At 54.6% G+C, this 15,915-nt stretch carries 14 protein-coding genes; 4 read left to right on the top strand and 10 right to left on the bottom strand.

The genetic code is table 11. From position 1 onward, the window contains the following. The first annotated feature begins 57 nt into the window (after positions 1–57). Positions 58–1,272, top strand: coding sequence for an argininosuccinate synthase (locus SH528x_RS33700; protein WP_442507805.1), 1,215 nt, complete (start codon positions 58–60; stop codon positions 1,270–1,272). 197 nt (positions 1,273–1,469) lie between these two features. On the opposite strand, the gene SH528x_RS33695 is transcribed toward SH528x_RS33700, so the two are convergent. Continuing rightward, the gene (locus tag SH528x_RS33695; RefSeq protein WP_442507804.1) at positions 1,470–2,375 is read right to left on the bottom strand and encodes a DUF1559 family PulG-like putative transporter; all 906 of its coding nucleotides are present in this window, start codon (positions 2,373–2,375) and stop codon (positions 1,470–1,472) included. A gap of 98 nt (positions 2,376–2,473) precedes the next feature. On the opposite strand from SH528x_RS33695, the gene dtd reads away from it, so the two are divergent. Continuing rightward, complete coding sequence (gene dtd, locus SH528x_RS33690; RefSeq protein ID WP_442507803.1) at positions 2,474–2,920, top strand: D-aminoacyl-tRNA deacylase; 447 nt, start codon at positions 2,474–2,476, stop codon at positions 2,918–2,920. A gap of 74 nt (positions 2,921–2,994) precedes the next feature. Here the strand turns inward: dtd and SH528x_RS33685 are convergent, their stop codons facing one another. Continuing rightward, positions 2,995–3,723 carry a metal-dependent hydrolase gene (locus SH528x_RS33685; RefSeq protein WP_442507802.1) on the bottom strand — a complete coding sequence of 243 codons (729 nt, stop codon included), beginning with the start codon at positions 3,721–3,723 and terminating at the stop codon, positions 2,995–2,997. A gap of 340 nt (positions 3,724–4,063) precedes the next feature. On the opposite strand from SH528x_RS33685, the gene SH528x_RS33680 reads away from it, so the two are divergent. Further along, positions 4,064–4,867 carry a CvpA family protein gene (locus SH528x_RS33680; protein ID WP_442507801.1) on the top strand — a complete coding sequence of 268 codons (804 nt, stop codon included), beginning with the start codon at positions 4,064–4,066 and terminating at the stop codon, positions 4,865–4,867. A gap of 583 nt (positions 4,868–5,450) precedes the next feature. On the opposite strand, the gene SH528x_RS33675 is transcribed toward SH528x_RS33680, so the two are convergent. The 6 genes from SH528x_RS33675 to SH528x_RS33650 form a co-directional block, all read right to left on the bottom strand. Continuing rightward, positions 5,451–5,684: a hypothetical protein gene (locus tag SH528x_RS33675; RefSeq protein ID WP_442507800.1), complete on the bottom strand. Its 234-nt coding sequence runs from the start codon at positions 5,682–5,684 to the stop codon at positions 5,451–5,453. Continuing rightward, entirely contained in the window at positions 5,685–6,656 is a 972-nt protein-coding gene (locus SH528x_RS33670; protein WP_442507799.1) for an acetyl-CoA carboxylase carboxyltransferase subunit alpha, read from the bottom strand. Positions 6,657–6,742: 86 nt separating this feature from the next. Then, the gene (locus SH528x_RS33665) at positions 6,743–7,684 is read right to left on the bottom strand and encodes a serine/threonine-protein kinase (protein ID WP_442507798.1); all 942 of its coding nucleotides are present in this window, start codon (positions 7,682–7,684) and stop codon (positions 6,743–6,745) included. Between the two features lie 353 nt (positions 7,685–8,037). Then, complete coding sequence (locus SH528x_RS33660; RefSeq protein ID WP_442507797.1) at positions 8,038–9,204, bottom strand: glycosyltransferase family 4 protein; 1,167 nt, start codon at positions 9,202–9,204, stop codon at positions 8,038–8,040. Between the two features lie 49 nt (positions 9,205–9,253). Next, on the bottom strand, positions 9,254–10,987 hold the full coding sequence (locus tag SH528x_RS33655) for an alpha/beta fold hydrolase (RefSeq protein WP_442507796.1): 1,734 nt from the start codon (positions 10,985–10,987) through the stop codon (positions 9,254–9,256). Between the two features lie 111 nt (positions 10,988–11,098). Beyond that, positions 11,099–11,719 (bottom strand): RNA polymerase sigma factor, encoded by a 621-nt coding sequence (locus tag SH528x_RS33650; RefSeq protein WP_442507795.1) that lies wholly within the window; start codon positions 11,717–11,719, stop codon positions 11,099–11,101. Between the two features lie 126 nt (positions 11,720–11,845). On the opposite strand from SH528x_RS33650, the gene SH528x_RS33645 reads away from it, so the two are divergent. Then, entirely contained in the window at positions 11,846–14,065 is a 2,220-nt protein-coding gene (locus SH528x_RS33645; protein ID WP_442507794.1) for a serine/threonine protein kinase, read from the top strand. A gap of 377 nt (positions 14,066–14,442) precedes the next feature. Here the strand turns inward: SH528x_RS33645 and SH528x_RS33640 are convergent, their stop codons facing one another. Further along, positions 14,443–15,294 carry a hypothetical protein gene (locus tag SH528x_RS33640; protein ID WP_442507793.1) on the bottom strand — a complete coding sequence of 284 codons (852 nt, stop codon included), beginning with the start codon at positions 15,292–15,294 and terminating at the stop codon, positions 14,443–14,445. A gap of 115 nt (positions 15,295–15,409) precedes the next feature. After that, the gene (locus SH528x_RS33635; protein WP_442507792.1) at positions 15,410–15,799 is read right to left on the bottom strand and encodes a hypothetical protein; all 390 of its coding nucleotides are present in this window, start codon (positions 15,797–15,799) and stop codon (positions 15,410–15,412) included. Positions 15,800–15,915 lie beyond the last annotated feature (116 nt).

Below are 15,915 nucleotides of genomic sequence, written 5' to 3'. Positions count from 1 at the left end.
CGCTCGTTGACGAACATCGTTTCTTCGGTTCTTGCATTCTCGGTGGATAACATCCTAATGAAAAGCTGCGTACTTGCTTACTCGGGCGGTTTAGATACTTCGGTCATTCTCGGTTGGCTTCAAGACCAAGGCTATGAGGTGCACGCGGTCTACGTCGACCTCGGACAACCTTGTGAAGATCGCGAAGCGACGTTGCAAAAAGCTCGCGACTGTGGTGCCAAGTCGTCACGGATCGTCGATGTTCGCGAAGAACTCTGTCGCGATTTCGCCTTCCCCGTGCTGGGATGGCAAGCCAAATACGAAGGCATCTATCTGCTCGGCACCTCAATCGCTCGCCCCTTGATCAGCAAGGTTTGCATCGATGTGGCTCACGAGGTCGGTGCGACTGCCTACGCTCACGGTGCGACGGGCAAGGGCAATGACCAATGCCGTTTCCAACTCGCCGCCGATGCGATTGACCCGAGCATCAAAATGATCGCTCCTTGGCGAATCAAAGAATTCCGCGACGCGTTCCCAGGACGCACCGAGTTGATCGCCTACTGCAACGAAAAGAACATTCCGGTCAAGGCTTCGGCCGCGAAGCCATACAGCAGCGACGAAAACGTGCTGCACATCAGCTACGAAGCGGGCAAGCTCGAAGAGTTGGATGTCAACGGTGTCGAGATCGTTGATTTCGGAATGGGCGTCAGCCCTCAAGAAGCTCCGGACAAGGCCGAGTCAGTCACGATCGGATTCGAGTCGGGCGTGCCAACCAAGCTGAACGGAAAAGCCGTCGGTGCTTTGGAAATGGTCGAAGGTCTGAACGAGATCGCCGGACGCAACGGAGTCGGCCGTATCGACATGGTCGAAAATCGTTTCGTCGGGATGAAGAGCCGCGGTGTTTACGAATCGCCTGGCATGACCGTGTTGTACGACGCCCACATGTACGTCGAGCAATTGTCGATGGACCGTGACTTGATGCACTTGCGTGATCGCATGGCTCCCGAAGTTGCCGAAATGGTTTACTACGGATTCTGGTACACGCCAAAGATGGACGCGTTGATGGCGTTCATGCGTGAATCGCAAAAGCCTGTGACTGGCGAAGTGACGCTGAAGCTTTACAAGGGCAACATCATCGTCGATTCACGTACCAGCCCCAACAGTTTGTACGACGAAGACATCGCGACGATGGAAGGCGGCGGAACGTACGACCAAGACGACGCCGAAGGCTTCTTGCGTATCCAAGGCTTGCCAAGTCGTGTGCAAGCAGCGGTAACGCCTCGCAAGTTCTAATAGCGAACTCGATAGAATCCGTAGCGAAAGTCGCCAAGACTTTCGTGCAGAAACCGTAGTGGACGAGGCTACGAGTCCATATGCGAAAGACGGCAACGCGGGGACTCGTTGCCTCGTCCACTACAAGAAAAACGACAACGGCTTGTTGATTTTTTCGAAATGTAAATGGCCTTCCTCAGCCGGCTGCGACAAAGCGGCTAATCCAGCGTATCATCCGCGAGTGGTTCGCCACCGCGAGGCGTCACAAGGGCTCGCAGCGTCGAGGTAGGCGTGGTTTCATCGAGGTAATGGCCTCGCTCGTCCACCGTGACGATGGCCGCGCCCACATCCAACAGTCCCCCGATGTTGTTGGATGATCCGCCAATGCCTTGCATCGTCGCGAAGTCGACATCGACTGGTTCGGTCCACACGCCGCTGATAACCGGTGGTGAAGCTTCGACGACAAGGATCGTTTTCAGCGGATCGTCGACCACTTGGTTGGGACCCAGCGGGCCGGTACTCGGAAACAACGTGCGGTCCCCCGTGACTAGGTAGTAACCGCTCTCGCTATATCCGCTACTTGTTTGGCTACTGGGATGGCGATAAACGCTTGGCATCTGCGAAAATGAAACAGACATGTTTTGTTGCGTGTCCCATGCCGCGTTGCGATCGATCAGGTTGTAGAGTTCGTCTTCGCCAAGGTAGGGCAGAATCAGCACTCGCCACGATTGCAGCGGTTTACCCGCAGCATCAGCGGTAAACGGTGGCGGGTAGCTTCCATGGTCGGCGGCATAGGCGTTCAACGCAGCGGCAATCTTCTCGAGGTTGCGCATTGATGCGGTACGATCTCGGTTCGTTTGCAGTAAGCCTACGGTTTGTCGACCCTGATAAATCGCCGCAAACCCAAACGCGAGCAACAACATCAAAACTACGATTGCCGCAACGACCGAAGCAAACTGTTTCGATACCGATGTTGACTGAACGCTTTGGGGAGTCGCTTGACCAGCGAAGTCGGGTAGTTGGATTTCGCCGCCACACGTGACGCACTCTCCCTTCAGACCGCTATAACGATCTTCGACTTGTGTTTTGGTTTGACAGTGAGGGCAGGTGAACAGATAAGGCATGGCACAACGATTCGATGGCGTTTAAAGGACTAGCCGCTGGGGCTATTCTATGCGGAAATCTTGCCCAACAACACTCAATGGTTTGAAAAGGAAATCGGATGCGGATCGTGATTCAGCGAGTAACGACGGCCAAGGTGGAAGTGCAGGGCAGGGTGGTCGGCGAAATTGAGCGGGGCGTGTTAGCATTGGTCGGCGTTGGCCACGGCGATACCGTGACCGAAGCGAAATGGTTGGCAGAGAAAACTTCGCAACTGCGGATCTTTCCCGATGACGAGGGGAAAATGAATCGGTCGCTGTTGGATATCGGAGGATCGGTATTGGCCGTCAGCCAATTCACGTTGCTGGGCGATTGTCGCAAAGGGCGTCGTCCCGCGTTCACCGATGCCGCCGCCCCCGAAATCGCCAACAAAATCTACCAGTCGTACAACGAGTTTCTGCGGGCAACCGGCGTCCCGGTCAAAGAAGGCATTTTTGCCGCCGATATGCAAGTCAGCTTGGTCAACGATGGACCCGTGACGCTGATACTCGATCGAACAAGTGCGTAAATCGAGTGCTTCATCCAGCCTACTGCGTGCCCCCAATTCTTAGCCTGGACGATGTCCTGCAAGGATTTATCTCGTTATCTCCACGGTAGCCATTTGTCCCATTGGATCATTTCCGGAGCTGGCTTGGCGATATAGCTGTTGTCCAGTCGAGATCGTTGCCGGATGCGGTCGACCACGCCATGGTCGCCCCAAGCGAGATAGATCAGCAGAAACAATTTTGCGTACACGCTGACATTGGCGAGCTGGCTTTGGCCAAAAAATTTCAATGCGGTTCCGAAGGATTTTTTTAGCCGAAACCGCCCTCCCCCAAAATCGATGCTCCAGATCTCGTCCAGAATTAAATGGACGAGAAACCCGACGACCACCGCGATGCTTTTGTAGACGCGAATCGATTCACTCGGACATGGCATCACTAGGTACGCGAGCAGACCCGCGCTCGCCGCGGCAGGAATGCTATGCCACATGCCACGATGGACCGTGTAGCGTTTGAAGAATTCGACGGCAATAAATCGGATCGCGATGTAGATCAACATCGCCGCCAGCGCCATTGCTTCGTGCGACAGTTCCATATCGCGAAACCGTTCGATCATCAACATCGGCACGACGGCCGCAGCGAACATGCTGGTTTCGCGAAGCGGGATTCCTGAATCACTGTCCAAGTCCGGCAGCATGCCGCTGACCGAACACAATCCGCCAGCCAGAATGCCGCTCTCAAGTGACATTGATTGACACGTCACACCCCAGTAACCGTAGGCGATGCCCACGATCGTGCTGCCGGTGATGTGCGTTTTGAAATCGGCCACGACGGGGAGGGCAGGGGAGTGGTGAAAAAAATTGGGAGCTACTGAAAATCAACTTCGTCACGTTTTGCAAGCAACAACACCAATTGGTAGCAATTCAATTGTTGGTGATGCATTGCGAAGGCTCGCGACGAATATAGATTCCCTTAACTTCTTACATAGGATTATTCCCAGGCAGCTGCCAAGCCCGAATCAATTGATCTTCGCTTGACGGGGTCGCTTGTCTACAATCCGCGCCAAAGTGGAAGCTCGATCGGATTGCATGCTCGAAGCGATGAGCCAGTTGCTATCAAATAAGTTTCTGCGAATAGGCTTGGCGGCATTGTTTACGATCCTTGTTTGAATGAAAAATTTTGCGGTCGCAACCGCCCTCCCCGCCTCTTACTCGCATGCCCCTTACTCGCATGGAAGCGTTCTGGTGGAAATTTACGACATCATGATGTTGGTTGTGTTGGTCGGCGCTTTGGTGTTCGGCGCGATCAAAGGTTTCGCCTGGCAGCTTGCCTCGATCGCCTCGATCGTGGTCAGTTACATGGTGGCCTACAACTTTCGTGAACCGTTCAGCCAATCGATCCATGCCGAGCCACCATGGAACCGATTCTTGGCGATGTTGATTTTGTACGTCGGCACATCGCTGGTCGTTTGGGTCGCATTTCGGATGGTCAGCGGTACGATCGACCGCTTCAAACTCCGCGAGTTTGATCGTCAGATTGGAGCGATGTTTGGGCTGGCCAAGGGAGCTCTTTATTGCATCTTGATCACGCTGTTTGCGGTGACGTTATTTGGTGACAATGTTCGCGAGAAAATCGTCGGCAGCAAGAGCGGCAACTACATCGCCAGCGTGCTTGCTCGCAGCGAATCGGTTATTCCGCCTGAGATCCAAGAGGTCGTACAACCGTACCTGGACCGGTTCGAAAAACGCTTCAATTCCACCGACACCGAAGACACGCCCGCAGGCTTCTTGGAAGGCGTCGGGCGTAGTGTGGCGGGGGATGCGGCGAGAGGTGTTTTGCCCGAATCGCTCTGGGATGACGGCTCGGGAAACTCGGCCGGTCGAGCGCCGTTGCCGGTCGATCCACGAGGCTGGAATTCGGGTCAATCGGTGCCTCAGCAAGCCCAGCAACCATGGAACGGATTCCAACGTTAGAGTTGTTGTGGGATAGGCTTCAAGCCTGTCAATTTCGCCATCCGTTTTCGTCGTTCACTCGTCGTCCACTCGTAGCGAAACTCGCCAAGAGTTTCGTCATGCATTCGTAGCGGAACTCGTCAAGAGTTTCGTCGGGATAGCCATGCCGACGACAAGCTGGAAGCCTATCCCACATGGACTCGTAGCGAAACTCGCCAAGAGTTTCGTTGGGATAGCTATGCTGATGACAGGCTAGAAGCCTATCCTACACGAAATGCCTGAAACACGGGGAAAAACGCACCTCTAATACAACATAAGGGGCATTATCGGACGTTGCGGGGCGGTTGATTTAGCCCGCAAAACCCGGCCTCTCCTGCTTTTCGCTCTCCCGGACTCGGTGCCTGATTCACCTCCGGACGATGTGTCGACGCGAGCTTTTGTGGTCGATTGGTCACTCGCAAGCGACGCGTCGTCGCGACCGATTGCTGTGCGAATCGAACGATCAAAATGAAGGCGGCGTTGGCTTCGACCGCGGTCGTGATTACGACAATCGTCCGTCAAGATTTGCGATGCTTCACTTGCCAGTTTCCCGGTCGCACCGCCCTCAACTTTTGCCGGTGAACATTGCCCGTGCGATCTGGTTGGCGAAGGTCTTATTTGATCCCTCGGCAAGCTCTCGGAATGGAGCTTTCAGCTGCCCGTGATGGTCGATCGACTGAGGCCCGATTTGGCCTGCGGAGATGGCGACGCATTCGCTGGATGCGTCGCCCATCGAGCGAAAGAAAATGCCCGATTTTGAAATTTGGCGAGAACTGACTTTTAGTGACTTTCTGTTCACCTATGCCGTTTCGGCGTCTTCCAAGAAGACTCCGATCCGGCGGAACTTTTCATACCGCTCGTTGACCAGTTCTTCGGTCGTTTTGGTTTCCAGATCTGACAGTGTTCGCGATAGATAACTCTTCAGACGCGACGCCATTTGATGGTGGTCACGATGGGCGCCACCGAGCGGCTCTTCGAGCACATCGTCGACCACGCCGAGTCGCTTCAAATTGTCGCTGGTGAACCGCAGTGCCGCCGCGGCCTTGGGTGCATGTTCGTGACTCTTCCACAAGATGCCCGCACAGCCTTCGGGGCTGATCACGCTGTAGTAAGAATGTTGAAGCATCGCGATCCGGTCGCCCACGCCGATGCCCAACGCGCCGCCCGATCCGCCTTCGCCAATCACGACACAGATCACTGGGGTCTTCAAGCGGCTCATCATGAACATGCTTTCGGCGATCACTTGCGCTTGACCACGTTCTTCGGCACCGATTCCCGGGTACGCCCCCGGCGTGTCAATGAAACAGATCAATGGCAAGCGATACTTTTCCGCCAACCGCATTTTGATCATCGCTTTGCGGTAGCCTTCGGGGTGCGCACAACCAAAGTGGCATGCTGCGCGTTCTTTGAACGTGCGTCCTTTTTGATGTCCGAGGACCATCACTTTGAAGCGATCGAGTTTGGCAAAACCCGATAGCATCGCGCGGTCATCGCCGAAATGTTTGTCGCCATGCAGTTCGACAAATTCTTCAAACGCGAGATTCAAATAGTCACGTGTGTAGGGTCGGTTTTTATGACGAGCCACTTGCACGGTTTGCCACGAGTCAAGTGACCCGTAAACGTTGCGAAGTAGATCGACGAGCTTCCGCCGTAAATCGCGAATCTCTTTTTCGATTTCGTCCGTGCGAGTTGTCTGACGTTCCAGCGATGCAATCTTACTCTCGAGATCCGCGATCTCGTATTCAAATTCTAATCCAGGTCCAGCGCTCATTCTTTTCTCGTGATAAGTGATGTGCGGCTTCAATGACGATCGACAATCGGAAGCATCGCACGCGTGATGTGTTGAGGAGGTGAGGTTTATGCTTCCTCTTCGTCGTCATTGGCTGACTGTTTCTTGATCATGTCTTCGGCACCGCGAATTCCCGTCTGAGTGTCGAACACGCTGACTTCGGGTTTGCGAGGACGTTTGTTCCACAACTCCATGGCTCGGAATTGTTTCAGGAATTCCCACATTGATTCGGGCCGATCGTCGGGCCGTTTGGCCATCATCTGCTTGATCACATCGGCAAAGTCTTTCGACACGTTGTTGTTGTACGCGATCGGACTTGGGATCGATGCGGTTAGATGCTTGTTCAGCAAATCGTTCGGCGTATCGCCAGTGTACGGCGGCTTGCCCGTGACCAATTCGAACAACACGCATCCGAAACTGTAAATGTCCGATCGCTCGTCGCATACTTTGCAGCGGATCTGCTCGGGCGACATATAGCTTCGTGTTCCCTTTGCATACTTGGAACTGTGGAACAGTTTGCTGAATCCGGTCTTCTTTTTCTCAGCGATCGTAAAGTCAATGAGTTTCGTTTCACCGTCGCGGCTGACGAGATAATTGTCGGGCTTGATATCCAAGTGGATCCAATTCTTGGTGTGCATGTAGTACAAGCCTTCGGCCGCTTGACCGACGATCTTGTCTAGCATGTAGGCGAGCGATTCAGGCCCTTGCCGGAGTGCTTGCTTCATATTCAGTTCGCTGAATAGCTGCAGCACCAAAAACGGAACTCCGGACTCGGTGCGAAAGTCGATCACTTTAATAATGCGGGGACTGTTCAGGTCCGACGCCACGGTGAACTCGTGTTTCAGTGACGCGATCTCTGCCTTGTCATCTCGCGCCGATGGCTTGAGCAGTTTCAGCGCGTATCGCTCTTGAGAGTTTTCTTCGATGGCTTCCCAGACGTCACAGGTACTTCCGGAGCGAATCAAACGGGCCAATCGATAGGGGCCCAGAAAATCACGGGTCTTGGTCATCAGCACAAATCAGGGGCGAATCGTAATTTGGTCGGCAAAGAACAGTCACACCATGATAGTTCAATCAGTCCCTAGCCCGATAGGTCGGGATCGAGGGCCTGGTCGACCTGCCAGCACTTCGACGGGTGACTGCCAGATGCTATCCATTTCGGCACTAAATGGGTGTTTTTGGGTAGCGGAGCGGCGCAAGCCGCCCGGTCGAAATCGAACGTTTTTACACGCTGCAACCGGACGGCTCGCGCCGTGCCGCTACCAAAGTCAATGGCTTCGGGTGACCGCCTTCGGATGCGCTACCGAGCCAGTGAAGCAGATGCGGGAATACCACGAAATTCCCCTGAAATCCTAGGTTTTTGTTATGTCTGCCGCCGCTGCAGCAGCTGTTCGTACAGCTCTCGGATTCGCCGCGTCATGGTTTGATGGCGGAACTGGTCCGTAAATCGCCTCTGCCCTGCCCTCCCCATTTGCTGGCGCAATTCACGACTGCTGCTCAATTGGAGGATCGATTCGGCGAGCTGCTCGATGTCGCCCGGCGGGATCAAAAATCCTGTCTCACCCGAGATCGCGACTTCGCGGGCCCCGTCGACGTCGTAGCTGATGACCGGGCGGCCGGCGATCAAGGCTTGCGGCAACGCTCGGGCCAACCCTTCGCGATACGAGGTGTGAACCAATGCGTCCATCGCCCCGATCAGCGAGGGAACCTCGTCAGGGGGAACGAGTCCTGAGAATACAAAGTGCTCGCTCAGCCCCAGCGACTCGATACGCCGCGTCAGACTTTCCCGCAAAATGCCATCGCCCACCAACAGAAATCGGACTTGCGGGACTTGTTTGACGACGTCGACCGCTGCCGAGATCAGATCGTCGTGGCCTTTTAGATGAAACAGTCTGGCGATCTTTCCGATCACGATCGCGTCTTCGGACAATCCAAAACGTTGGCGAACGCGATCGCGATGTTCACTCGCATGCAGAAACGGCTCGACATCCATTCCGCTGTAGATCGTGGTGAATTTTTCACGCGGAGCCACATCGGCATCGACCATCAAATCGGTCATCGCGTCGGCAACACAAACCATGTGGTGACATCGCTTGGCCGCCCATCGCTCGCACGATCGATACAGCGTCCGAGTCAGCATCGGCTGATATTGGTGAAACGGAGCACCATGCACACTGTGGATAATCGCCGGAACATGCTCGCTCCACGCGACCGCTCGCCCCAAGATTCCTCCCTTGGCGCTATGCGTATGGACAACATCGGGTTTAAATTTTCGGATCGCGTCGCGAAGCTCGGCACGTCCCTTGATATCACGGATCGGATGGATCGAGCGACGTAAGTTGTCGAGCTTGCAAATTGGCAACTCCCCTGCCCTACCCTGGCTCAACAAGTCTCCCTCGGGCCCCACTTCTTTTCCGGTGATCAACAGCACGTCGTCACCGAAATCGTGCATCAGGTCCAGACAATTCAGTAGCGTGTTCTCTTGAGCACCACCAATAATCATTCGAGTAATGACATGAGCAACACGCACGAATTATTTCCTAGCCAGCGAGACGGTTGAGGGAGGATTGAGGGACGGTTTAGTTGAGGTGCTTTTTGAGAAACCCATCAATATCGGTTACTACCGTAGCCATCCAATCGCTTTGGTTCCAGTGACCATGTTTCGCGCCGTCATGAACACGAAGCTCGAAAGGGACACCAAGGCTCTTCATTTTTTCGCGTGCGGGCTCGTTGCGAGTGGGGTTGTCCAGACTTCCCGTGATGAACAACGTTGGCGGCATCGAGTTGTCGATCGCTTCAAAGGCATCGGCCAACTTGTACATCTCGGCATTGTCGTCGATCGTCGCGCCGATCCAGTGCACCGCGTTGGCATTGTCTTTGACGTCATGGGATCGCTCGGCCACACTGCCCGATGCGGTTTGCAGAGGGCCCGCCATCACGACGACAGCTTGAAGCTTTGACGACGCGTCGCTGCTAACACCACCGTGGTGCAACTTAGTGTTTGCGTTTCCCGCTGCCATCAGCCCGGCAAGGTGTCCGCCCGCGGAACCACCGACGGCAGCGATTCGGTTAGGATCGATATTCCAATCCGCGGCGTGTTGCCGGATGAATGCGGTGGCGGCGTTACAGTCACGGATCGCGGCAGGGAATTTTGCTTCGTAGCCAAGACGATACTCGATCGCTGCTACGACATAACCTTTTTTGGCGAGTTGTATTGCCAAAGGATGAAACTTGGTCTTGTCTCCTTTGAGCCATCCGCCGCCGTGAACTAACACGATCCCAGGAAGTGTCGTCGCTTCGGCGGCAGTCGGACGAAAGACATCCATCAGCAATTTGCGGCCATCGATGTTTGCATAAACAACGTTGCGATCAATTGACAACTCCCCTGCCCTGCCCTGATCCGTTTTTGCTGCCGCGTTTTCTTCTCGTTCGGGTTGCGGCAGCACACCGTATTGGTTGATCGATTTATAGTAGATACCACCAAACGTGCTGATGAAAAGAGTTCGTCCATCGCTGCCCGCGATGATGGCGTTAATCGGACGCTCGGGCGTGGGAATCGTTTCACGCAGGCTTCCATCGGGACCAAACACACTGACGGCGTTTGCACCTGTGCAGTACACGTTGCCCGCCCGGTCGATGCACATTCCGTCACCTCGGAAACCTTCATCAGTTTCTTTTAGCTGAGCAAACGGCGTGGCAGCCATGAACTTTTTGGTTTCGTCGATTGGGATCTGATAAAGTGCACCCGACTTGTATGATGAGACGTACAGCGTGGATTCATCGGGTGACAACGTGATCCCGTTGGGTGTGTCCAACTTCGTGGCAAAGATCAACGCTTGGCCTGCTGCATCGATCCGGCGAACAATACCTTCGCCCGTGAAGGTGGCGTAGACGTTGCCCCGTGAATCGACCACCAAGTCATTGGGACGTTGATTCTTTTCAAACTGAGCCAGCGTTTCAGTGGTGCCACCCTTCCCCAGGATTGCAATCCGGCTGTTGGCGTTATCGCTCAAGTACAACTTGCCAAGCTGATAGCACGTTCCGGAGATGCCAAGCGGTTCTTTCAATATGTTTTCGGAAACCACTTGCAACGTTGCCAAGTTGATTTTGACCAACCGTTTGGCTTTAACATCAGGCGCGTAAAGCAGGTTTCGGCCATCCCAAGCGGCACCATCGACGAGTTGGAAATCGGCATCCAATCGCTTCAATTCATTTTCGCTTGACGGTGGCGATTGAGCGTTGGTGACTTGGGTCGCCAGCGTGGCGATGGCGAGCATGGCGACCAAATAGCGGGTCAGAAAGTGGGCGGGCATCGAATGGATGATCCTTGGTGAGCGGTGGGAGTTGGGGAGAGAACTGGCAGCTCACCAGTTTACTCACTCTTTCACTCGCAATGTGCCCTGCCCTGCCCCGCTCTGTAAAAGTCACTCGCGTGGTTTGACGTCCTGAAGCTGCGTTTCGAGCAGCCGCATGCTTCGCGACAGCAGCACACGGATGGCGACATCGGTTTTGCCAAGCTTGGCGGCAATTTCTTTGGTCGGCAAACCTTCGACGTAACGCATGCGGATCGACTGTTTTTGCTCGTCCGAAAGTTCCTCGATCGCCTCCTGCATGCGAACCATGCGAATGTCGCGGCTCAGTGCGGCGCTGGGCGACGTCATGCTGGCGACCAACATTTGTTCCAGCCCCAAAGCCGCTGTGCCGCCTGGGTTTGCCGCATGAATCGATCGCTGGCGGCCCGCGTCACGCCGTTTCGCGCCAAAGTGAAAGCGATGAGCATCGACGACCCGGCGGCGAGCGATTTGTTGCAGCCATTGCATTGGCTCGTACTGGTCAAATGGCGCCGAATCGAGGCTCGACAGTGCCGCGGTGGAAACTTCCTGAATTAAGTCATCCAGTTCGACTACGGCCAACAAATGTTCGCCGGTGATCGATTTTAGAAAGCCAGCCAATTGCCCGCGGTTGAGGTCGATGTAACTCGCCAACGCCTCAGCATCGCGCTGTTTGATCCGCTGAACGAGTTCGGGTTGATCGAATTTATCCATGTTCAGACCTGTCGGTGAGGTAGCTTGATTCCCCCAATCAACATACAGTAACGACGTCGTTTTAAGAAACCGTTGCGTGTGCGTCGAACTCAATTTCGTGGAGAAAGTTTTGCTAGAGATTCTGCAATGAAAGCTCCGATCGACTCCCATGATTGCCGCGATGACGATATCGACGCCGTCATCCAGGCGTGTCTCGAAAAGCTCGTTCAACGTGCTTCGGTTCAGCAGCCTGCGGAATTACGGAACTTGTTACCCGACGTTGATTCCGACTTGCGTCACTTCGTGTTGGTCGAATTGATCAAATTAGATATGGCAATGGCGGCCGACGCGGGGACGCTGCACGGCATTGAACATTACGTCGATGCGATGCCCGACCTGCTCTCGATGGAAACGGTTCCACTGGATTTACTGATGGAAGAAATCCAGCTGCGAAAGGATTTCGGCGAAACTCCATCGCATGACGAATACCTTCTGAGGTTCCCTCAGTACGAAGCATTACTGGACCAAATGTTGACTCGGATCGAGGCAACGCGTTCGGTTGCCAAGTGTGGTCTTCCTCCCGAGATTCCGGTCGGCAGGCAAGTTGATGACTTTTTGATTCTCGCCAAGCTCGGTCAAGGCGCGATCGCCCATGTTTATTTGGCTCGCCAAATCTCGATGCACCGCTTGGTCGCACTGAAAGTTTCTCACGGCAGCGGTGACGAGTCCCAGGCCCTTGCTCAATTTGATCATCCCAATATCGTTCGCGTTTTTGATCAGCGGACTGTTGCCGAACAAGCATTGCATTTGTTGTACATGCAATATCATCCGGGTGGCACCTTGGCCGATGTCGTGCAAATGGTACGGCATTGTGACAGTTCTGAGCGATGTAGTCGGTTGCTTCTCGATTCGGTCGACCAGAACCTGCTGCGGGCGGCGCAAGTGGTTCCGGATCGTTCGGCCGTGCGACAGTGGATCGAAACGGCACCCTGGCCGACTGTGGTTGCTTGGATGGGAATGCAAGTAGCCAAGGCGCTTGACGAAGCCCACGCTTGCGGTGTGTTGCATCGCGATGTGAAGCCAGCGAATGTGTTGCTGTCGGCCGAGTGTATTCCGCAACTCGCCGACTTTAACGTCAGCTTTGCGGGTGCCGCAGGCCGCGCCGGTGCGGCGGCCTCGTTCGGTGGTTCGATCGCCTACATGGCCCCCGAGCATCTACGAGCGATTAGTTCAAAGCTGCTCGATGAACCTGAAAAAGTTCAAGAGCCTGCGGATCTGTATTCGCTCGCTGTCACGCTGTGGGAATTGTGGCAAGGTGAACGACCGTTTGCGTGCGACGCCATTGCGGGGTCTTGGAGTGACGCGGTATCGATTCAATTAGCCGCTCGGGCAGAGCCACTCAAGGAACCGCAGCGTTCGGAAACTGCGTCGGAACGCGTTCTCGAAAAGGTGCTTCGCAAGGCGTTGTCGTTGGATCCTAAGGATCGTTTCGTCGATGGTGCCGAGATGGCTGGTCGGTTGCGTTTGTCACTTCATCCCGAAACGGCGACTCTGTTTGATCCACCAGAAAAATCAGTGGCGATGGCCCTCTCGAAATGGTCGCCTTGGATCGTAACCTGTGTCATTTTGTTGTTGCCGAATATGATCGGCGGCTGCTTGAATTTTCAATACAACTTTCATCATGTGATGACGACCCCCGAGACCAAGGAAGGATTACGAATCGTTTCGTGGATTGTCAATCTAACGTTCTTTCCATTTGCCGCAGGGATCGCGATTTGGTATGCGCGGCGGATTGTTCGCGCCGTCGATTCGGTTCGTCGTGGTGCTCGTGTCGATCCGTCGGATCTCAGTGAGACGCTGGAACTCGGTCATCGCGCGGCATTGATCGGAGGCACGTTGTGGTTGATTGCCGGCGTGTTGTTTCCACTCGTTTTGTCGTGGATCTTTCCCGACTTTAGTATGACGCAAGCGGTTCATCTTTTTATGTCGTCACTGATCTGTGGCGGCGTGGCGATGATCTATCCGTACTTTGGCATGGCACTGATGGCGACGCTCGTGTTCTATCCCCGCTGCTTGAGCGGAACGATGCAGGATCCGCAATTCGATCAGCGTTCGGACCAGATCCTGTACCGTAGCGAGTGGTATTTGTTGATCGCCGCCATCATTCCGCTACTCGGTGCTGCCCTGCTGGTTACCACCGAAGGTGCATCGCAATTGTTCACGTTGACCGCGCTAGCGGCAGGCATTGTCGGGCTGCTTGCTTCGTTCTTTGCTTATCGGTTTATCGTCAACACGTGGAAGCAAATGGACGCCGTGTTGTCCAAGAGAACATCGATGGTGCCCGGAGAGTTGACCGCCGCAACTTGATTGCCGCTAACAAGGTAAATGGCATTAGGCTTGCCCTGGCCTGCCAGGAATTTGATGTTGCCGAAGGATTTCGTCTGTCACCTCTCCCAAACGCAGTTTGGGAGAGGTCGAGCAGAGCGTTCAGCGATGTTCGGGTGAGGGCCGACCGAGCAAGTTGAGGCTGTCGGCACGCTATGTTGCGCGGTCGGCCCTCACCCGAACGAGGCCTAAAGGGCCCGTTCGACCTCTCCCAGGCTGACGCTCGGGAGAGGTGACTTGCGATGCACCACTAAGAATAAAAATACGTGGCCCAATACGGCGTGCGGGACGATTGCATCCTCGTTCACCCCAAGAACTTGTGATGCAATCGTCCGCACGATTTGGACTCAACTTTCAACTTAAATACCGCTTGCTGCAGCAACGTCGCTTGTGGCATTGTTGGTGTCGAGCATCTTGATCGCTGAGCGGAGTGAATCGACATCGGGCTCGTTATTAGGCAATTCGTTTTGCCCATTTTGCACCGAGTCGATTTGTAAAGCCTCCGACTGGGGAACCAGGTTCTCTGCGGCGGGCTGCACGTTCTGGACGCTTCCGGACTGGATCGTCGAAACCGATTCGGTTTCCACCGTCGCGGTCACCGACACGGACACGACGGGGATCGATGCGGCGTCAAACGCTTTCAAGTTATTCGCTTCGTCGCTTTCCATCAGTTCGTCAAAACTATCGATGGCGACGACGAGTCGTTGAAAGCCAATGACTTGTCCGTTGCGGTTGCCCATTGCCAGCGCTTCGATTGGCAGCGTTACCAGCACTTCGAGTGATTCGCCTGCTTCGATTTTGTCAGTCTTCACCGTGGCGTTGGGCGACGTTGGACAGATATGTCCAAAAACCGCAACGGCGGAAACATGGAAACCACAAACACTGCGAGTGCTTTGGTTTTGAATCACGACAGCGAACGTTGGCCCACACGCCGAATCGAGATGTTCGTGTTGGTGGACCTCGACGATTTGCAAGTCGCCGATTTCACAATCGGGGATCACCACGTGCCCAAACGGCGACGAATGGAACGTCGAGCCACGATTGAACGTGTTGTTGACGCCGTGCTGCGAAATCAAGTCGATGACGTGACCGCAATAGGAATGGTTTCCGAACAGATGCGAGGCGTTGATCTGCTGTGCATCGGATTTCATCGTCATGCAGACGATGAAACTAGTGGTCATCAAGACCTTGGTCAATATTTGGCGGTTCATTGGTTTGCCTGCTTAGGAAAAGTGTATTGAGTTTCGATAGAAGAAAAGCCCGGCAACCGCGAAACAATCGGGTTGTCGGGCTTTTTGGTTTTTGTTGAATCAGCCGAGTCGACGACTACCAGCAACCCCAGTAGCTGGTGTAAACAGGGGTGTAGTAGGTGTACGTCGGGGTGTAGCAGTAGTGAGATGTGTACACAGGAGTGTAGTAGCTGTGGCTGTGATACACGGGGCTGTACCAGTTGCTGTAGCTACGGTAGTGGTGGTGGCGGTGACCGTAGCCAATTCGGCGGAAGCAGGCCGCGATCGCCTCTTCGCCAGTTTGTTTCTCGCCGTCGTTCAACAACGACTCGACGTCCGCCAGTCCAAGATCGTCGCTGGTATCGACCTGAGCGATCGAGTCGTTTTGGTCCAGGTTGGCGATGGTTGAGAGCATGCTGTCCTCAGCCATAACCGAGCTAGCAACCAAGATCATCGGGGCAACTGCGAAAAAGAATCGGTTTAACATCTTACTGTTCTCCAAGTGTGGCAGTGAATTGAAGGAAGCGATCGTGAGTCTGCCGTGTCGCGTCGCTGCGTTGTTTGCTTGACTAACAGGCCAAGCGACGGCACCGCCGATGTGTT

The organism is Novipirellula methanifontis (assembly GCF_052161655.1).
In the GTDB taxonomy this organism is placed as follows: Bacteria; Planctomycetota; Planctomycetia; order Pirellulales; family Pirellulaceae; genus Novipirellula.
Note: the sequence above shows the minus strand (reverse complement) of the source record. Positions and strands in the feature narration are given on the sequence as shown.